Origin of the sequence: Flavobacterium sp. UBA7663 (assembly GCF_002483315.1) — a bacterium.
GTDB lineage: Bacteria > Bacteroidota > Bacteroidia > Flavobacteriales > Flavobacteriaceae > Flavobacterium.
Map to the genome: position 1 here is coordinate 131,505 of NZ_DLHR01000019.1, position 24,220 is coordinate 155,724.

Sequence of the window (24,220 nt, forward strand, 5' to 3'; positions counted from 1 at the left end):
ATAAAATCACATGTCATCATTTTATAAATTAAGCATTAAAGAAATCATCAAAGAAACTGCTGATGCGGTTTCGATTCTTTTTAATGTTCCAGACGAATTAAAATCATATTACTCTTTTGTTGCTGGACAATATGTAAACTTAAAAGTTACGTTGGACGGACAAGAAATTAGAAGAGCGTATTCAATTTGTTCTTCTCCAAAAAGTGGAGAATTACGCATCGCAGTTAAAGCCATCAAAACTGGATTCTTCTCTAAATTTGCCAATGAAAAATTAGCCGTTGGAAATGTAATCGAAGTAGGAACGCCTGAAGGAAAATTCACCTTTGAACCTAAAGCAGAACGTCAGAAAAACTACGCAGCTTTTGTAGCTGGTAGCGGAATTACGCCTGTTTACTCGATTTTAAAATCCGTTTTAGAAGAAGAACCTAATAGTACTTTTGTATTGGTTTACGGTAATAAATCAGAAAAAGACACCATTTTCCACAACCAATTACACGATTTGCAATTGCAATACGTTGGGCGTTTGTTTGTACAATATGTATACAGTCAATCTACTGCTGATAATGCTTTGTTTGGCAGAATTGACAAATCGGCTGTAAATTTTGTGTTGAAAAACAAACATGCCGAAATGGAATTCTCAAAATTCTATTTGTGCGGACCAGAAGAAATGATCAATTTGGTTTCAGATACTTTAAAGGAAAACAACATTTCAGATGCTGACATTAAATTCGAATTGTTCTCAACATCTTCAAACGAAAATGAATCTGTTGGTGGTGCTGAAGGCCACACTAAAATTTCAATTTTAGTAGACGACGAAGAAACAACTTTCGAAATGAGTCAAAAACAAACCTTATTAGAAGCAGCTTTAAAACAAGGTTTAGATGTACCGTATTCTTGTCAAGGTGGAATTTGCAGTAGTTGTATTTGTAAAATTACCGAAGGTGCTGCCGATATGAAGAAAAATCAAATTTTAACCGATTCAGAAATTGCTGAAGGATTAACATTAGCGTGTCAAGCATATCCAACAACATCAACAATTAAGATTGATTTTGATGATGTTTAATCTTTAAGATTCCAATTAAAAATACAAATTCCAATTTTATCTAGGTAAGATTGGAATTTATTTTTTCAATAACTTGAATTGGCAAAATAGTTCGCATCACATCTGAATAACCTTCCACTTTTTTATTTCCATAAATGGAAGTTGGCAATAACGGATATTGAGCTCTGTCCGAAGTCAAACAAAAATCATCGGGTTGATTGAAGGGTTTGAAACCTGCATAAGGATGCGTTGCGCCCCAAACCGTAATGACTTTCACGCCCAACATTGCAGCAATATGAGCATTTCCTGAATCCATGGAAAGCATGATGTCTAAATTAGAAATCACTTCTAATTCTTGTTTGAATTTTAATTTTCCGGCTAAAACGATTACATTTTCGTGCTGATTTTGTAATTGATTTAGCAATTGAATTTCTTTCTCGCCGCCTCCAAATAAGAAGATTTTATTATTTTTATTTTCAGCTAATCCATCAATTACTTGTTGCATTAAATCGATTGGATAGACTTTGCTTTCATATTGTGCAAAAGGTGCTATTCCAATCCAATTTTGATTTTTTGTTTCTGTAGCAGAAAGGATTTCTTCTGATAAAATTGCTTTTTCTGGAAACTTTGGTTGTGATAAATCAATTGAAAACCCAAGTTGTTTAAAAGTATCTACATGTCTTTCGACCATTGGTTTTACTTGAGAAAAAACTTTGTTAGTTAAACTAGTCAAGGCTTTCTTTTCGGCTCTTCCTTTATCCGTTGCAGCTACTTTTTTTCCGCTTAAAGCGAATAAGGTTCGCACTACTTTAGAACGAAGTACATTATGTAAATCGGCAACCACATCAATGTTTAATTTTCGTAAATCGGAAAATAATCGAAGTAAACCTAAGAACCCTTTATGACGTTCTTTCAAATCCACTCCAAAGAAATTCACATTCGGAATTCCATCAAAAAAAGGTTGAAAAAAAGGACGCGAAACTACCGTAATTTTTACTTCTGGATATTGCAAAACTAAGGCTCTCAACACAGGAACTGTCATTGCGACATCGCCCATGGCTGAGAGCCTTATTACCAATATGTGTTTTGGTTTAGACATCAAATGATGACTATTTTTTATTTTGATACAACACCGGATTTAACTCCTCATCGTTGTACATTTTCATTTGTTTGTACACTTTCATGTATTTGTCACCCGCTTCAATATCTTCAATTAATTGACTGATTGAAGTAAACATATCGTTTTTTTGGTCTAACAAAACATTTAGTTTTTCTTGACATTTTGCTCTGTGCTCTGGCGTTGCTTCAGCACGAGTTGCCTCTTCATTCATGTGGTAAATTTTCAAAGCTAAAATCGACAAACGGTCAATTGCCCAAGCTGGACTTTCCGTATTGATTTTTGCATTTGGTTTTACTTGAACATCTTTATATTTATCTAAGAAATAGCTATCGATGTATTCCACCATATCCGTACGAACTTGATTCGAAGCATCAATTTTACGTTTTAAATCTAAAGCTGCAACTGGATCAATATTTGGATCACGAACGATATCTTCGTAATGCCATTGTACCGTGTCTACCCAATTTTTTGCAAATAACAAATATTCAATAGTTCCTTTTTCGAAAGGATTTACAACTGGTTGATACACATCGTCAACAATGTGATATGTTTTGATACTTTGTTCAAAAATGGGAAATGCAAATTCAGCAAACATAATTATAGCTTTAAAATTGATACAAAAATAGCGATTTTTTGTACTTTTATCCTGAAAATAAAAAATAAATCCAATGCACATTCATTATATCTCAGAGCAAAACAGTATTCTTAATCATTTCTTGGCGCAAATTCGCGATGTAAACATCCAAAAAGACAGCATGCGTTTTAGAAAAAATATTGAGCGTATTGGAGAAATAATGGCATATGAATTAAGCAAAACGCTTGATTACAAAGAAATTGATGTGCAAACACCATTAGGAATTAAACACACTACAACCATAGCAGAACCAGTGGTTTTGTGTTCGATTTTACGTGCTGGTTTAGCTTTACATCAAGGCTTTATGAGCTTTTTTGATAATGCAGAAAACGGATTTGTTTCGGCTTATCGTCATCATTATGACAACGATGATAAGTTTGAAATTTTAGTAGAATACCAAGCAGCTCCGTCATTCGAAGGAAAAAATTTGATTTTAATTGATCCGATGTTAGCCACTGGACAATCATTAGTAGCGGTTTTACATAAATTACATTTGGAACACCAACCTAAAGAAATTCATATCGCCGTAGTGATTGCAACACCAGAAGGTATTCAATATTTAGAAGAAAATGTTCCTTCAACTTGTCATTTGTGGGTGGCTGCTTTAGATGAAAAACTGAACGAACACAATTATATTGTTCCTGGTTTAGGAGATGCCGGAGATTTGGCTTACGGAATTAAATTATAATTGCATTATAAAAAAGAAAACACCAAAAGCCAATAAAGAATACACAACGATTTCTTTTACCCAATTATTTTCAATTTTTTCGATAAAATTAGCGCCAATGATTGCCAACGGTGCAAAACAGAAAGCTAAACTTCCATTATTCTTATTTGCCGAAAGCACATAAATTCCTACTCCTAAAATGAAGGAAAACAAAATGGTTTTGTGCGAAGATTGCATGTTTAATGCTTTATTTGGTACATCAAAAACATGTAAAACAAACGCAAATAAACTTAATGATGTAAAAACCGCCAAAGCAATTCGTTGGTAAATATTTTCAAAGTAATAAAAATCAAAACTGATATACGTTTTATCTAACAAAGTACTCATCAAAGTATTATCTAGAATACTATTGGCAAGGAAAAACAAAATAGTTACAGCAAACAAAGCAATAAAGGGAATAATCCAGTTTCTGTAATCTTTAGATACGTGTAGGATTATAGCAATGAACACCAAAATAATATAAAAAATACTCCAAAAGTGAAATAAGGCCGCAAGAAAAATCCAAAACGAAGCGTCAAAAATTTTCTCTTTTGTTTGTAGTAAGGATTTCAAGGAAATTAACCTTCTTAAAGCTAAAAGCAACAGAAAATTAGAAATAATAATGTTCTTATTCTGAAAAATCGAAGAAAAGAATAATAGGAAAACAAAAAACAAAAACAACGCATAATTGTTTCCTTTGGTCAATCCGTTTTTAAGTGTAATGAAATTTAGAATGAATAAAGACGCGAAAAGTAAAACATACAAACCAAACTCTTCAGCATAGTAAATCCAATTAGCATTGGGTTTTGCTAACGCAATTATCTTCACAGAAAAGAAAAAAAGCGATAGAATTCCTATTACTAAATAATTAAATGGTCTTGTTTTACTAAAAACGCTTGCTAACATGCGAATATTTTATATTTTTGTGGTGTAAATATAATACTTTATCAAAATGAAATCATTTTTTGAAGGAATACAATCACTTTTCGTAGATTTTTTATTCTTACCAATGGATTGGTTAAGAGAACTAGAATTAACTAATTGGTGGACTGCAAATATCTTAAACTGGATTTTTATTATAATCTGTTGTGGAGCTATGACTTATTGGATTAAGCAATTGAACATCTTCAAAGCAAATAATGAAGATGAGCAAGATACTACTGCACACTCATTTTTAAAATAATCTTAAGATATTAGCAAGGATTATAAATCCTTACCAATATCCGTTCTAAAATACATCTTATCAAATTGTAGTTTTGCTATACTTTGATAAGATTTTTTTATGGCTTCCTGAAAGTCATTTCCGTACGAAGTTACCGCAATTACGCGACCTCCATTAGTTACAACTTTTCCGTTTTCTAATTTTGTTCCCGCATGAAATGGAATAGAATCGGTGATGTTTTCCAATCCGAAAATCTCCTTCCCTTTTTCATAATCTTCTGGATATCCGCCAGAAACTACCATGATAGTTGTAGCTGCTCTTTCATCAATTTCCAAGGTGATTTTCTCTAATTCTTGATTTCCAATCGCTTCAAAAATTTCTACTAAATCACTTTTTAATCTTGGCATCACTACTTCCGTTTCTGGATCACCCATACGAACATTATATTCAATAACCATTGGTTCACCATTTACGTTGATTAAGCCGATGAAAACAAAACCCTTGTATTCGATTCCGTCTTTTTGTAAACCTGCGATCGTTGGTTTTACAATTCGAGTTTCAATTTTTTCTAATAAAACTGCATCAGCAAATGGAACTGGAGATACTGCTCCCATTCCGCCTGTGTTTAATCCAGTATCGCCTTCTCCGATTCGTTTGTAATCTTTTGCTGTTGGTAGTACTTTATATGATTTTCCGTCGGTTAAAACGAAACAACTTAATTCAATTCCGTCTAAAAATTCTTCGATAACTACTTTTGAACTTGCTTGTCCAAATTTAGCACCAACTAACATATTTCTTAATTCAGTCTTCGCTTCTTCTAAATCAGATAAGATTAAAACACCTTTTCCGGCAGCTAATCCGTCTGCTTTTAAAACGTAAGGTGCTTCTAAAGTCTCTAAAAATTGGCAACCTTGCTCTACAGTTTCTTTGGTGAAACTTTCGTAACGAGCGGTTGGAATGTTGTGTTTTACTAAAAATTCTTTGGCAAATTCTTTACTTCCTTCTAATTGTGCACCCACTTTTGATGGACCAATTACTGGAATATGATTGATTTGAGCATCATTTTTAAAGAAATCGTAAATTCCTAAAACCAATGGATCTTCTGGACCAACAACCACCATAGCTACTTTTTCTTGTAAAACAAAAGCTTTAACGGCATCAAAATTATTTGGATTTAAATCCACATTTTTTGCAATCGATGCTGTTCCTGCATTTCCAGGGGCAACAAAAAGAGAAGTACATTTTGAAGATTGAAGCATTTTCCAAGCCAGTGCGTGTTCGCGACCGCCAGAACCAAGTAGTAAAATAGTCATTTTGTATGTTGTTATGTTGTGAGGCAAAAGTACTATTTCTTAAGAAGAAAGAAAAAAGAAAAAAGAAGAAAGATTATTTTCAGATTTATTACTTTTGGATAAATTCTAACGAATGCTCAACTTGTTTCATCTTTCTTTAAAATTAAGCGGTTTTCCTATTGTGAAAGCTCAGGCTGATTTTGAGAAAATTCTACAAATTTCAGAAACAGATTATCCTGATTATCTCGAAAACAAAAAGCGAGAAATTGTGGAATTTCATTTGAAAAACAATGCTTTTTATCAAGATTTAGTTGGGAAAGACAGCTTTGAAAATTGGAATGATTTACCCGTTCTGACCAAAAAAAATTTACAAAAGCCTTTAAAAGACAGACTTTCAAAAGGCTATTCCGAGAAAACTGTTTTTGTGAATAAAACTTCGGGTTCTAGCGGTGATCCGTTTGTGTTTGCTAAGGATAAAGAAGCGCATGCGATTACTTGGGCTTCGATTATTTATCGATTTAGTTGGTATGGCGTTGATTTCAATTCGTCGTATCAAGCGCGATTTTATGGGATTCCGTTGGATTTTATTGGGTACAGAAAAGAACGTTTAAAGGATTTTTTAAGTAAAAGATATCGTTTCCCAATTTTTGATCTATCGGATAAAATATTAGATGGCGTTTTGGAACATTTTAAAACCAAAAAATTTGATTACATCAATGGTTATACAAGTTCGATTGTGCTTTTTGGAAAATATTTACAAGCGAGAAATATTGTTCTAACCGATGTTTGTCCAACGTTGAAAGTTTGCATGGTGACTTCGGAAATGTTGTTTGAAGAAGATAAAATTTTATTGGAAAAGCATTTAGGAATTCCGGTTGTGAATGAATATGGTGCTTCGGAATTGGATTTAATTGCGTTTCAGAATCCGAATGACGAATGGCAAGTGAATGCAGAAACCTTGTTTGTGGAAATTTTAGACGAAAACAATCAACCTGTTCCTTTCGGAAAAGAAGGGAAGGTGGTGATTACTTCTTTGTATAATAAAGCGCATCCGTTTATTCGATATGAAATTGGCGATGTTGGAATTTTGGACGAAAAAAGCACGTTAAAAAAACCAATTCTGAAAAAATTAATTGGACGAACCAGTGATGTGGCACTTTTACCAAGTGGAAAAAAATCGCCTGGATTAACGTTTTACTACGTAACCAAAAGTATTATTGAAGACGACGGAAACGTGAAAGAATTTATCGTTCGTCAGACTAAATTGGATAGTTTCGAAATTGATTATGTGAGTTCGGTGGAATTAACTTTGGAACAAATTCTAGAAATTGAAAAAGCGATTGCGAAATATTTAGAACCTGGATTGCACTTTACATACAATCGAAAAGAGGTTTTGGAACGTACAAAAAGAGGGAAATTGAAGCAATTTCAATCGATGCTTTGATTTATAAACACAAATTATCACAGATTATTCTTTAAGTAATATTCTTCAAAGCGAAGCTTCTTTAATTAACTTTATTAGATTTTGTGAACTTTGCGAAAGACTTTAAAACTTTGCGTTAAAATCTAATTTCTATACTTCATAAAACCGCGATACATCCAATGTAACATATAATATGCCGATTGAAAAACATTTAGCTTTTCAACTTCTCTATAAAATTGCCATTGGTATTTAATTAAGTCCGATTTTTTTCTAGAAAGTGAATTTTCTCTAATTCTGTAAATCGCTTGAGTTTCTTGAATTCCGTATGCGAATGGAATGACTTTTAAATAGTTCAACCACAATCCCATATCTTGGCGTTTTCGAATGAGTGGCATGTACTTTTTACCTAATTTTTTAATATCAAGAAAAGCCGTCAAACAACTTATTGAATTTGATTTTAAAATGTCGGTATAAGAAACTTTCTGAGGAACAATAAAATCAGAATACACAAATTCTAATTGTTCATTAGCTCTTCTGTAAGACGAAAAAACGAATGGAATTCCAGTTTCCTGAATAGTTTTGATGTTGTTTTCGATGAACGTTGAGAACCAAATATCATCGGCATCAATGAACGTCATGTAATCTCCAGACGCTTTTTCAATTGCGGTATTTCGGGCAACTGCTGGTCCAGAATTTTGACTTAATTTATGAAATTGAATGCGTTTGTCATTTTGGATTATGGATAAAACAACACTTTCGGTTTCATCAGAAGAACCATCATCTACAATAATCATTTCCCAATTTTGATAAGTTTGATTTTGTACTGATTGAATGGTTTCCGCAATAAATTTTGCCGAATTATAGGAAGGAGTAATTATGGAAACTAAAGGGTTCATTAGTAGGCTTTTTCTTCTCCTTTAAAGATATTGATTACCGTTTGAATAATAATCTTTAAATCCATCCAAATGGACCAATTCTCTATATAGAAAACATCATACTTGATTCTATTAACCATATCCTCGTCTGTTTCAATTTCTCCTCTAAACCCTCTAACTTGAGCTAATCCAGTTACACCTGGGCTTACGTGATGACGGATCATATATTTTTTCACTTTGGTTCCATATACTTTATTTTGTGTCCACAAATGTGGTCTAGGACCAACAACCGACATATCCCCAAGCAAAACATTAAAAAACTGTGGCAGTTCATCAATACTTGTTTTACGTATAAACTTTCCTATTCTTGTTACTCTTGGGTCATTTCTTACTGCTTCTTTTTCCGTTGTTTTGTTAATCATCATAGATCTAAATTTATAGCACAGAAAATCTCGTTCTTTAAATCCAGGTCTGTTCTGTTTGAAAAAAATTGGTCCTCTAGACTCTATTTTTATTAACAATCCAAGAATAAGTGTTAACCAAGATAAAATAAAAATGATTACAAATAGGGAAAAAACAATATCAAAACTTCTTTTTAGTCTACTATTAACCTCCATTTCTAAAGGTATTTTTCTAAGAACAATAATTGGAATTATCCCATAGTACTGAACTGCTAAATTTCTATACAGTGTACTTTTGTTATCAGGAATAAGCCTTAGCGTTATGAAATTATTATCGGTAAATTCAATTAAATTTTCAGTCTCATTTTTAGATAAATCATCTAATGATGCATAAACTTCTTCTATCTTCTTCTCTGAAATAAATTCAAAAATGCTTTGTACAGATAAGGTTTTGTCTTTTTTTACATCAAAATGCTTAACTATTACATATCCCAAATAAGGATTTTGAGTAAAATACTTAACTAATTCTGCTGTGTTTTGTTTTGAACCAATGATAATAACGCTTCGAATATTTCCTCTATAATGTACCCTATACTTTTTTAGCAGAAAAAAGACTAAAAACTTAAAAAAACCTACTAAAATAAAAGAAACAAGAATATAAATAAAAATTTCCTTAGTGGTTACAAACTTATATTTAAAGCCAACATATGCAAAGGTTATTAACGATATAAAAAGAAATTGTTTGAGTAATTTTGTGAAAATTGTGGTTTCTTTTGTAGTTCTGTATACTTCATAAAAACCAATATAATAAGCTACAACCAGCCAAAAGGTTGACAAAATCAAATGATAGCCAATATTACTCATTGCAGATCTAAGGCATGCCAAAACCAATAGGTTTATGACTAATAAATCTATGAAAATAATAATTGGTCTAATATATTTGGAATATCTTCCCTTTTGCATTGACTAATGAATGTATTTTGAAAAATCTTTATGTTCTTCTTTTAATAGCTCTTCCGAAGAAAGTGTCTTAAAGTAATCATACGTAATTTTCATGCCTTCAGATCTAGAGACTTTTGCTTCCCAACCTAAAATTTCTCTTGCTTTGGTCGTATCGGGTTGTCTTTGCATTGGATCATTAATTGGCAACGGATGATACACCACTTTTTGATTAGTCCCTGTTAACTTTATAATTTCTTCGGCAAAATCTTTAATTGTGATTTCGTCTGGATTACCAATGTTAACAGGTAAATGATAATCAGAATGTAATAATCTGAAAATTCCCTCTACTTGATCATCAACATAACAGAATGATCGTGTTTGACTTCCGTCACCGAAAATAGTTAAATCTTCTCCACGAAGCGCTTGACCAATAAAAGCAGGAATTACACGACCATCGTTTAGTCGCATTCTTGGTCCATACGTATTAAAAATACGCACTATTCTGGTTTCTACTCCGTGAAAAGTATGATATGCCATAGTTATAGACTCTTGAAAGCGTTTTGCTTCGTCATAAACACCTCTTGGGCCAATGGTGTTTACGTTTCCGTAGTATTCCTCCGTTTGTGGATGAACCAATGGATCGCCATAAACTTCAGATGTTGACGCAATTAAAATTCGAGCTTTTTTTACTCGAGCCAAACCTAACAAATTATGAGTTCCAAGTGAACCTACTTTCAAAGTTTGGATTGGAATTTTTAAGTAATCAATTGGACTTGCTGGTGATGCAAAGTGCAAAATATAATCTAATTTACCTGGAACATGAACAAATTTAGTAATATCATGGTGGTAAAATTCGAAATTTTTATCTTTAAATAAATGTTCAATATTTTTTAAATCACCTGTAATTAAGTTATCCATTCCGATAACGAAATATCCTTCTTTAATAAATCTATCACAAAGATGTGAGCCAAGAAAACCCGCTGCACCTGTAATTAATATTCTTTTCATGTTATTTTTTTTCTTTTTCTGATAAATGAATTGTGTTGAACAAACAATAAAAAGCTGTAAAAAACACAACACCTCTTTGTCTCCACAAAAAAGATTCGGTCAAAAATAAGCTTATCATTAGAATTGCAAAAGCAATATGTATAAAATCTTTATTTTTTAATGCGTTTTTAAGGTTTGCGAATAAAATTAGGATCAATAAAACAAACCCTATAAACCCTAACTCAGAAAAAACCTGAATAAATTGATTGTGGAAGTTTTTCTTTTGATATCCTTCTGTGGTTTCATTTCCATTAAAAACATTGTATTTTAATCCTTTTTCTTCCAGTTTTTTATATGAGGCATTTAGTCCTAAACCTTGAAAAAAAACATTTTCTTCTTTCATTATTTCTAAAAACATTCTAAACTGGTATACTCGAAAAGATGCTCCAGAGAAAAAATCGCTTTGTTCAAATTTATTATTTTCCCAAGCCTGTTTCATACTAATAATTCGATCGCCAACAATTTCTTTAGGAATAACGGTGTGTCCAATATTATTATCCTTATCCAATTGAAATTCAAATTCGATTTTTTCTTTTATTCTGTTAAAAAATAGAAATGAAAAAAAAACGATTCCTAACAAGACAATGTTTCTCAACCGCATTTTATTGGCTGATTTTGAATAGAAGAAAAAATATAACCCAACAAGTAAAATATCTACTAATATTATACTTTTAGAATTTAATAATGCTAAAAACAGTGTAAGCAATAGTAATTGAATATAATCTGTTTTTGTTTTGATTTCCTTAGTTAAAAAATAAAAAAAAGCCACACTTACGAATGCCGAAAAATGAATGGCATTTAACTCTTTTGTAACTAATTCGTGTCCGAAAAAAACCGCTGTATTGTTTTCGGTGAAAAACCGAAAAACTGCTTTTATTAAGAAAAAAAGAACATAAAAAGATATTGAAATACTATAATATTTAAACAATAATTCCTTATTGTGAACAAAAATTATAGCACAACAAAACGGAAACAATATTAAAAAGCTTTCTTTAGGTAAAGCATTTAGAGAACCCAAAAAATCGATTGACCAAATACAAGAAATGGCCATCCAAACAAAAAGAATAATTGGTAAAATCATCTCTTTTGTAAAGTAAAACGATGTTTTTTTTAGTTGAGATAAAGTAAACAAAACTAATATTCCCGTTACAATATTGTTAATAACATTTGGCAATGGAATGGTACAAATTAGAAGTAACAAACAAAAAAATGAGAAATCGTAAAGATTACCATTTTTTAATATTTGGGAAAAAGAGAGAGAATCTAATTTATCTTTCATCATTTTTAACTATTTGTTTGAAAACTGTAAATCAATTGCAAGATATTGCTTTTTTTAAAAACTTAATACTTTTATTTTTTCTTTTAAAAAGAGTACAAGATTAAAGCTTTATGTTATATTTGCTAATAATTTTTTTTAAATGAAAAAAGCCTTAATAACAGGAATAAATGGACAAGATGGCTCGTTTTTAGCCGAACTATTATTAGAAAAAGGATACGAAGTTCATGGAATTATTAGAAGAAGCTCTACTTTTAATACAGAAAGAATAGAGCATCTTTACATAGAATCTTTAATACGCGATTTACATAAAGACAAAAAAATTCAGTTGCATTATGGCGACATGACTGATTCTACAAGTTTAATTCGATTAGTACAGCAAATTCAACCTGATGAAATATACAATTTAGCAGCGCAATCGCACGTAAAAGTATCTTTCGATCTACCTGAATATACTGCTGAAACAGATGCAATAGGAACCTTACGTCTATTAGAGGCTATTCGAATTTGTGGTTTAACCCAAAAGACGAAAATATACCAAGCTTCAACTTCTGAATTGTATGGAAAAGTTCAAGAAGTTCCTCAAAAAGAAACCACACCATTTTATCCTCGTTCTCCTTATGGGGTGGCAAAAATTTATGCTTTTTGGATTACCAAAAACTATAGAGAATCGTATGGGATTTATGCCGTGAATGGGATTTTATTCAATCACGAATCAGAACGTAGAGGAGAAACTTTTGTAACACGAAAAATTACACTTTCTGCAGCAAGAATTAAACACGGTATTCAAGATAAATTATATTTAGGAAACCTAAACGCTATGCGCGATTGGGGTTATGCAAAAGATTATGTAGAATGCATGTGGTTAATGCTACAACAAGAAACACCAGAAGATTATGTAATTGCAACAGGTATTCAATATTCGGTTCGTTATTTTTGTGAATTAGCTTTTAGAGAAGTAGGTATTGAGCTTGAATGGCAAGGTGAAAATGAAACTGAAAAAGGAATTTGTAAAGAGACTGGCAAAACCTTAATTGAGGTAGATCCAAATTATTACAGACCTGCCGAAGTAGAAAGTTTATTAGGCGATCCTACCAAAGCAAAAACACAGTTAGGTTGGAATCCAAGCCGTACATCAATTGAAGAATTGGTAAAAATTATGATGAAACACGATTTAGAATATGTAAAACTTCCTAGAGTATGCTAAAAAGTGCTAAAATATATGTTGCTGGTTCAAACGGCATGGTTGGTTCGGCTATTGTTAGAACTTTAGAGGCTAAAGGTTATTCAAATATTGTTGTAAAATCATCTAAAGAACTTGATTTAAAAAACCAACAAGCAGTTCATGATTTTTTTAATCAAGAACAACCTGAATATGTATTTTTAGCCGCTGCAAAAGTTGGAGGTATTCATGCAAACAACACTTATCCTGCAACTTTTATCTATGATAACATAATGATTCAAAGCAACGTAATTCAAGCCGCTTATGAATTTAATGTGAAGAAATTGCTGTTTTTAGGAAGCTCTTGTATCTACCCAAAATTTGCTCCACAACCTATAAAAGAAGAATATTTGCTAACTGGTTCGTTAGAGCCAACAAATGAAGCATACGCTATTGCAAAAATTGCAGGTTTAAAAATGTGCCAATTTTACAAACAACAATATGGTTGTAATTTTATTTCGGCTATGCCAACTAATTTATTTGGTATAAACGATAATTTTAATCTTGAAAATTCTCACGTTTTACCAGCGTTACTTCGTAAGTTTATTGAGGCAAAACAAAACAACAAACAAGAGGTTACAATTTGGGGTTCTGGAACACCAATGCGCGAATTCTTATTTGTAGATGATTTAGCAGAAGCGTGTTTGTTTTTAATGGAAAACTACAATGATGTTGAAACCGTAAATATAGGAACAGGCAAAGATGTATCTATTAAAGAACTAGCCGAAACAATAATGAAAATTGTAGGTTTTGAAGGAAATTTAATTTTTGATGCCTCAAAACCAGATGGCGCTCCAAGAAAATTATTAGACGTTTCAAAAATTAATACTTTGGGATGGAAACACAAAGTAACTTTGGAAGAGGGTATAAAAAGGACACATCAATGGTATCTAAAAAAGATTGAAGAATAATAAAGTTTTGTTGGCTCTAGCTCTTAATTTATGTATTTAGCCAATATAACACCTAATGAACATTTCATTCCAATAAATGGGATATTATCTGTACCTACAACAATTCTTAATTCAGATGCTGTTGTAATAAATTGACCTCCATCTTGTATTCTTATTTTATTAAGTTCTACCCAAGAAGTACCATCAAATTTTTTTATTACTGGATTGTCAGTATCTTCTAAATAAGCTATGTAAGGACTATTTTGATTATTCAATGCTAAAGAAACACTTTTTATTGAATTAGTTGAAAATCCTTCCGTTCCAATTGTTTCCCAATTTCCTGAAACATATTTTTTAACAGTAATTTTACTTCCATTTGCAATATCTTTATAAGCAACAAATATCTCATTATTAGATCCAATTTCCATCTCAATATTCTCAGCATCTGAACTAGAAAAACCTAATTGGCCATTTGTTTCCCAGTTTGAACCATTATATTTTTTTACAACGATTTTATTAGAGACTCCTTGATCTGAATATGCAACATAAATTTCATTATTTGAGTTTACAGCAATATTACAGTATTGAGCGGATCCAACTGAAAACCCTTGTAAACCAATAGTTTGCCATAAAGAACCTGTTTTTTGTTTAACTGTTACTTTACCATTATTACTGTTGTCATTATAAACTACAACCATTTCATTATTATTTGTTAATGCAATATCTGTAAAATTAACTGTTGATGGAGACAAATAATCTAACATTGCACCACTTGTAATCTGAGAATAACTAGTTGCAGAGGCATAGCCAATAGCCTGACCTGGACCATTTGTCATATAAGACATGAAAGGGATTCCTAAATTGCTTATAGCTAGTTTTGGTTTTGTACAATAAACATATTTATTATTATCTAAATAATCCCAACGAACTCCATCATAAGATTCAATATATGCCTTACCTCCAATCAATGTAGTGTTATATGTTAAAAAAATCGAATTATTTAATCTATTATTTTTTAGTTCTAAATTATATCTAATATCTCCCAAGCCTAAATAAATTGGATCAGTCGTTAGACTCCAAGTTTTAGCAAAAGTGGCTGGATTACGCGTTTGTTCTATATGTAATATATCATATGTAGAATTATTGGGATTAAATGGAGTTTCTGTTGCGAAAATTGTACTTCCAAATCTATTTGAAGAAGTGTCATTTTCAAGAATCGTAATTTCAACAGATGTTAACCCAACACCTCCCGTAGAAGGTTGAACTTGAACCCAAGTTGGTTTACTTTGAATATACCATGGTTGGGCACTTGAAATTTGAATAGTAAAAACATGCTGATTATGGTCTAAACTTAGAGGCGTGTTATTTAATATCGATAGGGTATAAACTACTTGTGCATTTTGAATAATTGTTAATAAATACAATTTGTTATCTGCAATAAATTTAATTTCAGCAGTTCTTACTTGACCATTTGGATCATTGTTTTCTGTAACATTAATAATAATATCAGAATCCCCAGAGCCAGTTGTTTGGCTAAATACTATCCAAGATGGAATATCAATTGCAGCCCAATTAACATTAGATGAAATATGTAAATTTAAAGTGGTTGATGGTTTATTAATAGAAAAACTCGTTTGCTCTAATTCAAAAAAATTATCTTCATCATTAGTACATGATATAAAAATAAAACAAGAAATAATTAAACAAAGTATGTTTTTCATAATAAAGATTTAATTTCTACAAAGTCTTCTCGAATTTACACAAAATTTTATTCATTGAAAACTTTTCAATAATAAACTTTCTTGCGTTATTCCCAATTTCTATTGAATCTTGTGGAGATTCTATTAAATAATTTACTTGTCTAAGTATTTGATCTAGTTTGTTTTCCTCACAATAATAAAACCCGCCATTAGAAATTTCGAAATTATACTTCACCTCAGACTCTTCATGACCAGTAACAATTGAAGGTTTAGCACTAGCCATCATGCCCAATATTTTAGAAGGCATTACAGTATCAACTACAGTGCTCTTTTGAAAAAGAATATGCAAATCAGCATTACACAATAAATCATTTAATTCTTCATAGCGAACTGGAGGAAAATAAGTGCAGTTTGAGAAATTTTTTATTCTTTCAACCACTTCATCTCTTTTTGCACCTTCACCAATAAGATAAATATGAACTTTACTTATTTCTTGACAAGCTTTTACAAAATCTATAAAAAAGGCCCAATCTTGTTTTGCGCCAATATTACCAGAATATAAAATGTTGAATTTATTAGAGTCAAAGATTTTATTAGGTTTAGCTGTTTCTGGATTTATTTTTGAATAATCAATCCAATTTGGAAAATAACTTGTTGATGATGCTGTTTTAGTTTCTAGTTTTTTCAACATTCCGTAACTTATTGTACTTACAGAATCTGCACGATTTAAAAAAAAGCGTTCTACTTTAAAAATTAATTTAGGCAATAATCCTGATTTTTTTGAAAGTCCAGTTTCAAAAGCTGCATCAAACTCGAAATCTTGAACATGCACTAATAATTTTCCGCCTTTTATGGTTTTTAAAAACCATCCTAAAAAAATTGATATTGTAAAAGGCATTACGACTATAACAACATCATTTTTTTTAATTCTAAAAATATTACCCAATGAACCAATAAAAAAATGACACATTTGGAAAATCCTTTTTAAAAAAGTTGGCTTTTTAGGAGTATAAGTTTTAAAACGAAAAACCTCAACATTATTGATGATTTCACTAAAATATGTTGGTTTACTTTTATATTCAGCATAAATTTCCCATTGAGGATAATATGGCATTGCTGTAATAACTTTTACATTGTGATTTTCTGCCAAATACTCAGCCATTCCTGCTGAATACAAACCTATACCACTATCTTCAGGATAGTAATTATTACTTATTATGGTTATGTTCATTTTAAACCTCTTTTTTAGCAACAGGGTTTCCTTTGTAAATACCTTTTGCTACTATACTTTTAAAAACAGACGATCTTGCTCCTACAATAACCTCGTCTACGATTTGTACTCCTGGAGCAACAAAAACATCTGTTGCAATCCAACAAGAATTTCCAATTACTATTGGTTTTTCAAAAATGTCAAAAGCAACTGAATTAAAATCATGAGAACCTGTACACAAATAACTTTTTTGAGAAACTACAGTATTTGATCCAATAGTTATTTTACCTAATGAATATAAAACTACATTGTCGCCTATCCAAGAATAGTCACCAATTACAACCTTCCATGGATATGTTATTTCTACTGATGGTCTTATAATTACTTTCTTTCCTATATTAGCGCCAAATAATCTTAAAATAAATCTTCTCCAACCATATAAAAACTGTGGAGAGTTTCTAAAAAAGACAACATAAATTACCCGCCAAAGTTGAACAACGATAGCGCTTCTGCCTCTAAAGTTTTTTGGTAAATTAAATTGTTTTAATTCAAACATAGTATGGGGTTATAAAAAAGGTTAATTAAATCCTTTTTGAATAGGATGATGATTTATAATATTTTGTAAATTTATTTGTTTTTTATCAATTGTGGGTAGGATTTTTTCCTTTTTTAGAGATTCGAATTATTTTTAAAACTTTCTCATAAATTTTACAATCTTTGCAATGATAAAAAGTGTTAGAATAATTGAAAAATGAAAGATATATATCATATTACCGAAAACATTTCCAAATCAAGTGGTGGTGTTAGAACAATTCTTAAGCTCTTACATGAAAATTTAGTTAACAATAATATAAATTCTAAAATAATAACAACCTGTAAAGAGCCAGAAGACGCTTTTACCGAATTCAAAAGTGATAAAGCTTGGTATTATAACACGCATATAAAATCTCACCTCAAGACACTTCCTGATGATGCTATATTTCACTTACATGGTGTTTATACTTATAATCAGTATGTAGCAAGTGAAATTGCTAAAAAAAAGAATATCCCTTATTTAGTAACTCCACACGGTATGTTAGAACCTTGGATTCTGGAAAAAAACCCAATTAAAAAGGGGCTTTATTTAAAGTTAATTTTAAATAACATATTAGAAAAAGCTACTGTTTTACATGCAATTACTCCATTGGAAAAAGAAAACTTATTTAAGCTAACAAAGCATAAAAATATAGTTGAAATACCAAATCTTATTGATTTTAATAATATCCCTAAAAACTTAAATTATAATCCTAAAGAAGATTACTTTGTTTTTGTAGGAAGAATTGATTCTAAAAAAGGGATTGAAATTATTATCGAAGTATTAAAAATAATTAATAATAGTAAGATTAAGGTAAAAATAATTGGTGTTGAGAACAAATATAGTGAGTATCTAAAAGAACTAATAAAAAAACGGGATTTAGTAAATAATATTGATTTTTTAGGTGGCATTTTTGGTGATGAAAAGTATGATTTAATTGCAAATGCTAGGGCTTTATTAGCTCCTTCTTATTCTGAAGCTATTGGAATGGTTAATCTTGAAGCTGCAGCTTGTAAAACACCCGTAATTACAACCTTTCAAACTGGACTGAAGAAAGAATGGGGGGAAAATGGTGGAATATTAATTAACCCAAATGTCTCTGAATTAAAAAACGCAATAATAGAAAGTTATAATTGGAATAATAATGAGAGAATTGAAAGAGGAAAACACTTGTATGACTTTACTCAAGATAACTACAGCTGGGATAAAAAAGCTTGGTTATGGCATGAATTATATGAAAGTTTGTAATATAATTCTCCCTGTTTATCAAAAACAAATTTGATTCTTTCTTTAATATTATTTAATAATTAATGGTTAAAAGTACCAACTAAGATATATTTTTGGTTTTATAAAAAATGTGCTACATTTGCTTAGGCTCAATGTAAATAGCTTTTTGCCACAAAAAAAACAATAAAAATGATAAAATATATAAAAAGTATTATTCCGTTAAGTTTAATTTCATGGTATAGAAAATGCAAAAATGCAAAATTCAAAAAAATGAGTGCGGATGAGGTGTTTACTGATATATATAAAAACAATCATTGGAAAAGCGCTGAAAGCATTTCTGGAGAAGGTTCTGAAATTAAACAAACAAAAAATCTAATTAAAGAATTAAATGATTTGTTTGAAGAAAAAAGTGTTAAATCTGTTTTAGATCTTCCTTGTGGTGATTTTAATTGGATGAGAAAAGTTGATCTTTCAAAAATAGAATATATTGGTGGAGATATCGTTAAAGAGCTTATTGAAGAAAATACTTTAAAGTACAAAAAAGAAAATATTAATTTCAAAGTTCTTAATTTAATTAGTGATTCCCTGCCTAAATGTGATATAATACTCGTAAGAGATTGCTTTGTACACTTGTCTTATGCAGATATTAACAAGGCATTAAAAAACATAAAATCTTCAGGTTGTAAATATATACTAACAACAACTTATATCAATCACCATGTAAATTATGATATAATCACTGGCGATTGGAGACCATTAAACTTACAAGATGTCCCTTTTAATTTTCCAACCCCTTTAAAAATTATTATCGAAAATTCAACGGAAGGCAACGGACAATACAAAGATAAATCAATGGCTTTGTGGGAATTGGAAAAATTAAATTTCATCAATTAATCCGCATTTGTTTACTTAAAAAATTACATCAAAAGATGTATTAAAGTTTGGGATGAAAATTCATTTTTTTGAAATCAAAATCAATTTATATAACACTTTTATTCATTCTTCAGATTGTTAATAAGGAAAACCTTTGGATGAACTACAAAATACTTCTATACTGAAAAACTATTCTGATATTTTGTCTTCTTCTCTTAAGAATAGATTAAAAGTGAACATTATTGTAAAGTAAAACAATAATATTCCGTATTTTCTTTCTAAAACATTTTCAAAAAGAAAAGTATATAAGAAGAAAAAAAGCGCCAAATACAAAAACTGCTTGTCTTTTGTTTTGGAAATAAAAACAATGTTTAATAGGCTGATAAAAAAGGCTGATAACCCTATTAAACCTACTGTTAAGTAGATGTAAAAATAATGGTTATGAGTATTGTAATACTTTTCTAGCTCTGGGTAATTTGTTTTATAACAAGTTGAAAGCATGTCTCTAACATCTCCTATTCCTTCTCCAAATAACTTATTCGAAGTTTTCATTTGTTCGTAAGCACATGTCCAAATTGCGTACCTAATGCTTGTTGAGTTATGTATATTAACCCTTTCAAAAGTTTGTGGAGCTTTAATTTCATTAAACCTCTTAATTAAGTCTTTATTTAATAGGCTTACAGAAAAAAGAAAAATTGATGTTATTAATAAAAACTTAAGTTTAAAGAGTTTACTCTTTTTCATTAATAGCACAAAAAGCAATAATAACAAAGGGAAGCTCAAAAAAGTTGCTCTAACCCCTGATAAGTAAACCTCAAAAAAGCCAACTGCTATAAATAAATAATAATATTTGAATAAAGATTGGAATTTGTAATTAATTAAAATTGTTAATATTCCTATAAAAGAAAAATAAATTGGATGTATTTTTATTAACGGAATAGTGTCTAAAATTGTTCTTAGATTATTATATGAAAAGTCGGTTATTTTGAAATAGCAATAAACAAAGAAAATTACAATAAAAACGAGGTTAGAAGTGTTAAATAAAATTATCCATTTTTTTACTAGTTGTTTTGAAATAATATTTTGTCTTAAAAAAACCAGATAGGAAACGCTTAAATAAAGAACAGGGAGCAATCCTTCAATTTTAGAAAAACCCTCTTTAAGATTTGATGTATAAATTAAACTAACACTACAAACTAAAAAAAAACTAAAAATGTAAATGTCTTTAATTTTATATAGTTTTTCCTTAAAATAAATAATTATAGAAAGCAATCCTAAAAAGGCAAATGGAACTTCCCTTATACTGTTAGGTAAAATCAACAATATTGAAGTTAATAGCAAACTATATTTTAAAAGAATTTTAATACTAATCATTTTTAGATATTATTCCTAAGGTTATCCAAAATAAAGAACATGTCCATAAAAAAGATGCTGCTGGAATTGAGTAAATAATCCAGAACAATGCAAATGCAAATAAAAAGGTTTTATAATTAGGTTCCTCGAAAATTATTTGAAAAAAGTATTTTATCGAATTTTTAATTAGTAGAATAAAAATTATTAATCCAAAAAAGCCATATCTAAAGAATAAAGAAAATGGTAATAAATGAATGTTATGAACTGCTTCTTTTCCTAAAATTGAAGCACCTGTAACACCTGTATCTTTAAAAGTAAAGCCTTCAATTGTTCCGCCGTTTCCAGCTCCAAATAAGAACCTAAATGGATTAGAAAAACAATATTCCATTACCAATTCAGCCTCTACAAAACGTTGCTTTAGAGATAAAGCGTTTGGAGCATTCCAGTTTATTTTACCAGATGCTATTAAATACAACTGATTTATACGATTTTTTAATAACCCTTGCTCTAAGTTTTGAATTACAAAAAACAAAATCTCTTCAGAGAAAAACAAAATTGTTCCTAAAATAAATATTGAAGTAAAAAAGCCAACGATGATATTTCTTTTTGTGATTCTTCCTTTCAATAAACTAAGACCAATAGCTAAAATAAATACAATTAAAATTGAGCGGTTTGCTTTTAAAACATGCAAAAAAAAAGGAATTAAATACAATAGTGATAATAGCTTATCACCTAAAAAAAATAAATATAAACTATACGAAATAATAAAAACGATAAAAAAAGAAGGTAATTCTGCTTCTAAAAAAAAAGATAGGGCTGTTATTATAAAAAAAACAATTAATAAATATTTATTTTGCCTTTTTGATAAAACTAATTTGTATTGTTCTTTTTGAATATCATATTTAGTTTGAAATATTCTAAATAAAACAAATCCTATTACAATATAAGCAAAATCAGTTACTAAGTAAAGCTTTGGGTTATTATTCAAAACACCAATAAAAAACCCGAAAATAGCATATAAAAACCAGAAAACAACCAATTTGTTTTCATCGTTTTTTAATAAACTTATTTTAAGAAAAGAAAGATTAAATAGTTTTTTTTTTATAATAAAAACAAAAACAAAAAAAAGTGATATTATCCTTAAATAAGGAACTAGTTGAAAAAAACCAAACCCTATTTTTGATAAAATAAACATAACCAAAACTTCAACTATACTTAAAAAAATTATAAATTGAAAAAATATAGGAAGTTTTGGAATGTTAATCTTCATTTAATAAATTATTTTTTTTCTCTGTAATAAATTTTTAATGAAGGTCTTAATTCTTCTTTAGGATTGTTTGATGAAGCCATAATTAAAATAGTATTCTGATTTTCATTAATTAATTTTAATTGAAAACCATAGCTATTATCATAATCATCTGATATCTCTTGAACTAATTTTGTTACGTTAATTCTGTTTGGATTATTGTTTAATACAACTTTATCCTGATATACAACATTAAATGGTGAAGTCACGGGTTGTGTGTTCCATGTAACATCTTGATCGTTCCATGGAGAAACAATTCTACTTATACAAAAATGATTTTCACCAAAGTTTTCTTTTCCATAAATAGATTCTGTATTAAATTTAAAGTGTAAAAATGCAGAATCAATAATTGAGTTTTTTGGTATCTCTTTAAAATTGATTAATCCACGAGTAATATTAGGTTGTCCATCATTAACTGCGGCATATAAATGCATATTAGGCTCGTCATAAAAATTCTTGTCCGCTAATATGTTGTTTATGATTGCATCTCTCCCTTTAGAGTTGTCTGGAGTAATTGTAATTTCCTTAGTTTTTTCACCACAACTCAATGTTAACTGTACTAAAACCAGTACTAAAATACATTTTTTCATTACTTAAATTATTTTTTACAAATATAATTATTTTACGACATCAATTCTTTTTTATTAAAAAAAATAAAATAGAAACCATATACCACATTTATAACTATGGAAACCAAAATTGCGAATTCTGTTTCAAGATATTTATTTAATAAAAAGTACACCACTAACAACAGAAAATTCATTAAATAAAATTTTTTATATTTTCTGATTTTTAGATCCTTCCATATACCAATAAAAAAAGAAAGGAACAACACAAATTCTCCAATTAATAAAGCAATAAAAATTCCATTATCCTTATATCTAGTAAAAGATAAAATAATCATTGATGATAATAAAAAAAACAAGCTCAAAACAAAAGAATTAAAATAAATCTTGTCGTTTTTAATAACTAAAGTTCTAGGAATAGATGCTAATAAAATTGATGAAATTATTACAGAAAATCCGGAAATTTTAAAGTTTAATAATGCGCTTTCGCTGATTTTACCAAAAATAAAAGATGCGACTTCATTTGTGTAAAGTACTGTGGCAACAAAATACACTACCCCAATAATAAAAATTATTTTGTTTAAAAGAATAACTTTTTTAATATTAACTAATTCATTGTAAAATGTTTGAAAAACTAAACGCTGGACACCTTTTATTAAAAGGTAAATTTTCAAAACTATATATGCATTTGTAATAGCATGTTCTTCATAGAAAAAGTCGGCAAAAAACAATATTCCAGTATCTAATAAAAAAACAATGGCTAAATCTGTAATTCCAATTTTAAAAGTTATTAAATAAGATTTATAAAAGTCATTTATTAATTTAAATTGAAACTTTGCCTTTAATAAAAAATTAGAATAAATTGATGTTATTAATATAGTAATTGAAAATAAAATAAAATAAAAAAGACTATTGTAGACACAAAAATAACCCATCAACAAAAGTCCTAAAGCATTAATAATTAACCTCAGAGATGATGAAACTGATGCTTGTAATGACTTACCTAAACCATAAAGCGCATAGTTAACATTATTTGCAATAAAAATTGAAGTAGTAAAATATAAAAACAAAGGTTTCTCTAAAAAAAAATATAAAATCAAACTTAATATTGAAATATAAAAAGCAAAACTCATTCTAATGTTTTGTGTTTCGCTCACTTCTTTTTCCCACTCTTTATTTGTTACAATATTTCTAGTTGTTATTTGAAGCATTCCAAATGCCAATACCGATGTAACAATTGAGAAAGTAGAATCTAATATCGCAATTGTATTTAAAAAGCTTTCGTCTGGATTTCTATTATAAATATATGATATAGAAAAAATAGATAATATTTGAGCTAATAAAGTTACAAGAAATACCGAAAATATTTTTTTTATCAC

Annotated in this window: 23 protein-coding genes; 8 read left to right on the forward strand and 15 right to left on the reverse strand. The window is 29.5% G+C overall.

The features are described from left to right. Positions 1-10 precede the first annotated feature (10 nt). On the forward strand, positions 11-1,063 hold the full coding sequence (locus B2741_RS07935) for a ferredoxin--NADP reductase (RefSeq protein ID WP_291137321.1): 1,053 nt from the start codon (positions 11-13) through the stop codon (positions 1,061-1,063). 40 nt (positions 1,064-1,103) lie between these two features. On the opposite strand, the gene B2741_RS07940 is transcribed toward B2741_RS07935, so the two are convergent. After that, the gene (locus B2741_RS07940; protein ID WP_291137324.1) at positions 1,104-2,141 is read right to left on the reverse strand and encodes a glycosyltransferase family 9 protein; all 1,038 of its coding nucleotides are present in this window, start codon (positions 2,139-2,141) and stop codon (positions 1,104-1,106) included. Between the two features lie 10 nt (positions 2,142-2,151). Continuing rightward, entirely contained in the window at positions 2,152-2,757 is a 606-nt protein-coding gene (locus B2741_RS07945; protein WP_291137328.1) for a DUF4254 domain-containing protein, read from the reverse strand. Positions 2,758-2,830: 73 nt separating this feature from the next. On the opposite strand from B2741_RS07945, the gene upp reads away from it, so the two are divergent. Further along, positions 2,831-3,484 (forward strand): uracil phosphoribosyltransferase, encoded by a 654-nt coding sequence (gene upp, locus B2741_RS07950; protein WP_291137331.1) that lies wholly within the window; start codon positions 2,831-2,833, stop codon positions 3,482-3,484. Here the strand turns inward: upp and B2741_RS07955 are convergent. Beyond that, the gene (locus B2741_RS07955) at positions 3,479-4,408 is read right to left on the reverse strand and encodes a DUF6427 family protein (RefSeq protein ID WP_291137334.1); all 930 of its coding nucleotides are present in this window, start codon (positions 4,406-4,408) and stop codon (positions 3,479-3,481) included. The two genes, upp and B2741_RS07955, sit on opposite strands and share 6 nt — an antisense overlap. A 46-nt stretch (positions 4,409-4,454) precedes the next feature. Here B2741_RS07955 and B2741_RS07960 point away from each other — a divergent pair, with 46 nt between their 5' ends. Beyond that, positions 4,455-4,685 (forward strand): DUF6341 family protein, encoded by a 231-nt coding sequence (locus tag B2741_RS07960; RefSeq protein WP_133609015.1) that lies wholly within the window; start codon positions 4,455-4,457, stop codon positions 4,683-4,685. A gap of 20 nt (positions 4,686-4,705) precedes the next feature. On the opposite strand, the gene purD is transcribed toward B2741_RS07960, so the two are convergent. Then, positions 4,706-5,977, reverse strand: a complete 1,272-nt coding sequence (purD, locus tag B2741_RS07965) for a phosphoribosylamine--glycine ligase (protein ID WP_291137337.1) — start codon at positions 5,975-5,977, stop codon at positions 4,706-4,708. 112 nt (positions 5,978-6,089) lie between these two features. On the opposite strand from purD, the gene B2741_RS07970 reads away from it, so the two are divergent. Further along, on the forward strand, positions 6,090-7,400 hold the full coding sequence (locus tag B2741_RS07970; RefSeq protein ID WP_291137340.1) for a phenylacetate--CoA ligase family protein: 1,311 nt from the start codon (positions 6,090-6,092) through the stop codon (positions 7,398-7,400). Positions 7,401-7,522: 122 nt separating this feature from the next. Here the strand turns inward: B2741_RS07970 and B2741_RS07975 are convergent, their stop codons facing one another. The 4 genes from B2741_RS07975 to B2741_RS07990 are packed head-to-tail and all read right to left on the reverse strand — an operon-like array spanning position 7,523 to position 11,926. Next, positions 7,523-8,275: a glycosyltransferase family 2 protein gene (locus B2741_RS07975; RefSeq protein WP_291137343.1), complete on the reverse strand. Its 753-nt coding sequence runs from the start codon at positions 8,273-8,275 to the stop codon at positions 7,523-7,525. Then, a complete protein-coding gene (locus B2741_RS07980) occupies positions 8,275-9,618 on the reverse strand; it encodes an undecaprenyl-phosphate glucose phosphotransferase (RefSeq protein ID WP_291137346.1) in 1,344 nt (447 codons plus the stop codon). Before B2741_RS07980 ends, B2741_RS07975 begins: the two co-directional genes overlap by 1 nt. Before the next feature lie 3 nt (positions 9,619-9,621). Next, positions 9,622-10,605: a UDP-glucuronic acid decarboxylase family protein gene (locus B2741_RS07985; protein WP_291137349.1), complete on the reverse strand. Its 984-nt coding sequence runs from the start codon at positions 10,603-10,605 to the stop codon at positions 9,622-9,624. A 1-nt stretch (position 10,606) separates the two neighbouring features. Beyond that, positions 10,607-11,926: an O-antigen ligase family protein gene (locus B2741_RS07990; protein ID WP_291137352.1), complete on the reverse strand. Its 1,320-nt coding sequence runs from the start codon at positions 11,924-11,926 to the stop codon at positions 10,607-10,609. 136 nt (positions 11,927-12,062) lie between these two features. On the opposite strand from B2741_RS07990, the gene gmd reads away from it, so the two are divergent. Next, entirely contained in the window at positions 12,063-13,127 is a 1,065-nt protein-coding gene (gene gmd / locus B2741_RS07995; RefSeq protein WP_291137355.1) for a GDP-mannose 4,6-dehydratase, read from the forward strand. Then, a complete protein-coding gene (gene fcl, locus B2741_RS08000; protein ID WP_291137358.1) occupies positions 13,121-14,053 on the forward strand; it encodes a GDP-L-fucose synthase in 933 nt (310 codons plus the stop codon). Before gmd ends, fcl begins: the two co-directional genes overlap by 7 nt. A gap of 23 nt (positions 14,054-14,076) precedes the next feature. Here the strand turns inward: fcl and B2741_RS08005 are convergent, their stop codons facing one another. The 3 genes from B2741_RS08005 to B2741_RS08015 are packed head-to-tail and all read right to left on the reverse strand — an operon-like array spanning position 14,077 to position 17,498. Further along, on the reverse strand, positions 14,077-15,753 hold the full coding sequence (locus B2741_RS08005) for a BACON domain-containing protein (protein WP_291137360.1): 1,677 nt from the start codon (positions 15,751-15,753) through the stop codon (positions 14,077-14,079). A 16-nt stretch (positions 15,754-15,769) separates the two neighbouring features. After that, a complete protein-coding gene (locus B2741_RS08010) occupies positions 15,770-16,963 on the reverse strand; it encodes a WcaI family glycosyltransferase (RefSeq protein WP_291137363.1) in 1,194 nt (397 codons plus the stop codon). A gap of 1 nt (position 16,964) precedes the next feature. Beyond that, a complete protein-coding gene (locus B2741_RS08015) occupies positions 16,965-17,498 on the reverse strand; it encodes a WcaF family extracellular polysaccharide biosynthesis acetyltransferase (protein ID WP_291137366.1) in 534 nt (177 codons plus the stop codon). A gap of 195 nt (positions 17,499-17,693) precedes the next feature. Here B2741_RS08015 and B2741_RS08020 point away from each other — a divergent pair, with 195 nt between their 5' ends. Continuing rightward, positions 17,694-18,764, forward strand: coding sequence for a glycosyltransferase (locus B2741_RS08020; RefSeq protein ID WP_291137368.1), 1,071 nt, complete (start codon positions 17,694-17,696; stop codon positions 18,762-18,764). Positions 18,765-18,932: 168 nt separating this feature from the next. Beyond that, positions 18,933-19,637 carry a class I SAM-dependent methyltransferase gene (locus B2741_RS08025; protein WP_291137371.1) on the forward strand — a complete coding sequence of 235 codons (705 nt, stop codon included), beginning with the start codon at positions 18,933-18,935 and terminating at the stop codon, positions 19,635-19,637. Positions 19,638-19,805: 168 nt separating this feature from the next. Here B2741_RS08025 and B2741_RS08030 read toward each other — a convergent pair whose 3' ends face one another. The 4 genes from B2741_RS08030 to B2741_RS08045 all read right to left on the reverse strand — a co-directional run bounded on the left by B2741_RS08030 (position 19,806) and on the right by B2741_RS08045 (position 24,220). Then, positions 19,806-20,990, reverse strand: a complete 1,185-nt coding sequence (locus tag B2741_RS08030; protein ID WP_291137374.1) for an O-antigen ligase family protein — start codon at positions 20,988-20,990, stop codon at positions 19,806-19,808. Further along, positions 20,983-21,660 (reverse strand): hypothetical protein, encoded by a 678-nt coding sequence (locus tag B2741_RS08035; RefSeq protein ID WP_291137377.1) that lies wholly within the window; start codon positions 21,658-21,660, stop codon positions 20,983-20,985. Before B2741_RS08035 ends, B2741_RS08030 begins: the two co-directional genes overlap by 8 nt. Before the next feature lie 587 nt (positions 21,661-22,247). Continuing rightward, positions 22,248-22,865 carry a DNRLRE domain-containing protein gene (locus B2741_RS08040; protein ID WP_291137380.1) on the reverse strand — a complete coding sequence of 206 codons (618 nt, stop codon included), beginning with the start codon at positions 22,863-22,865 and terminating at the stop codon, positions 22,248-22,250. Between the two features lie 32 nt (positions 22,866-22,897). After that, positions 22,898-24,220, reverse strand: coding sequence for a hypothetical protein (locus tag B2741_RS08045; RefSeq protein ID WP_291137382.1), 1,323 nt, complete (start codon positions 24,218-24,220; stop codon positions 22,898-22,900).

Excerpts from the sequence above, each read along its gene's own strand:
- B2741_RS07935 (WP_291137321.1), top strand. The coding sequence starts at position 11 with ATGTCATCATTTTATAAATTAAGCATTAAAGAAATCATCAAAGAAACT.
- B2741_RS07940 (WP_291137324.1), bottom strand. The coding sequence starts at position 2,141 with ATGTCTAAACCAAAACACATATTGGTAATAAGGCTCTCAGCCATGGGC.
- B2741_RS07945 (WP_291137328.1), bottom strand. The coding sequence starts at position 2,757 with ATGTTTGCTGAATTTGCATTTCCCATTTTTGAACAAAGTATCAAAACA.
- upp (WP_291137331.1), top strand. The coding sequence starts at position 2,831 with ATGCACATTCATTATATCTCAGAGCAAAACAGTATTCTTAATCATTTC.
- B2741_RS07955 (WP_291137334.1), bottom strand. The coding sequence starts at position 4,408 with ATGTTAGCAAGCGTTTTTAGTAAAACAAGACCATTTAATTATTTAGTA.
- B2741_RS07960 (WP_133609015.1), top strand. The coding sequence starts at position 4,455 with ATGAAATCATTTTTTGAAGGAATACAATCACTTTTCGTAGATTTTTTA.
- purD (WP_291137337.1), bottom strand. The coding sequence starts at position 5,977 with ATGACTATTTTACTACTTGGTTCTGGCGGTCGCGAACACGCACTGGCT.
- B2741_RS07970 (WP_291137340.1), top strand. The coding sequence starts at position 6,090 with ATGCTCAACTTGTTTCATCTTTCTTTAAAATTAAGCGGTTTTCCTATT.
- B2741_RS07975 (WP_291137343.1), bottom strand. The coding sequence starts at position 8,275 with ATGAACCCTTTAGTTTCCATAATTACTCCTTCCTATAATTCGGCAAAA.
- B2741_RS07980 (WP_291137346.1), bottom strand. The coding sequence starts at position 9,618 with ATGCAAAAGGGAAGATATTCCAAATATATTAGACCAATTATTATTTTC.
- B2741_RS07985 (WP_291137349.1), bottom strand. The coding sequence starts at position 10,605 with ATGAAAAGAATATTAATTACAGGTGCAGCGGGTTTTCTTGGCTCACAT.
- B2741_RS07990 (WP_291137352.1), bottom strand. The coding sequence starts at position 11,926 with ATGATGAAAGATAAATTAGATTCTCTCTCTTTTTCCCAAATATTAAAA.
- gmd (WP_291137355.1), top strand. The coding sequence starts at position 12,063 with ATGAAAAAAGCCTTAATAACAGGAATAAATGGACAAGATGGCTCGTTT.
- fcl (WP_291137358.1), top strand. The coding sequence starts at position 13,121 with ATGCTAAAAAGTGCTAAAATATATGTTGCTGGTTCAAACGGCATGGTT.
- B2741_RS08005 (WP_291137360.1), bottom strand. The coding sequence starts at position 15,753 with ATGAAAAACATACTTTGTTTAATTATTTCTTGTTTTATTTTTATATCA.
- B2741_RS08010 (WP_291137363.1), bottom strand. The coding sequence starts at position 16,963 with ATGAACATAACCATAATAAGTAATAATTACTATCCTGAAGATAGTGGT.
- B2741_RS08015 (WP_291137366.1), bottom strand. The coding sequence starts at position 17,498 with ATGTTTGAATTAAAACAATTTAATTTACCAAAAAACTTTAGAGGCAGA.
- B2741_RS08020 (WP_291137368.1), top strand. The coding sequence starts at position 17,694 with ATGAAAGATATATATCATATTACCGAAAACATTTCCAAATCAAGTGGT.
- B2741_RS08025 (WP_291137371.1), top strand. The coding sequence starts at position 18,933 with ATGATAAAATATATAAAAAGTATTATTCCGTTAAGTTTAATTTCATGG.
- B2741_RS08030 (WP_291137374.1), bottom strand. The coding sequence starts at position 20,990 with ATGATTAGTATTAAAATTCTTTTAAAATATAGTTTGCTATTAACTTCA.
- B2741_RS08040 (WP_291137380.1), bottom strand. The coding sequence starts at position 22,865 with ATGAAAAAATGTATTTTAGTACTGGTTTTAGTACAGTTAACATTGAGT.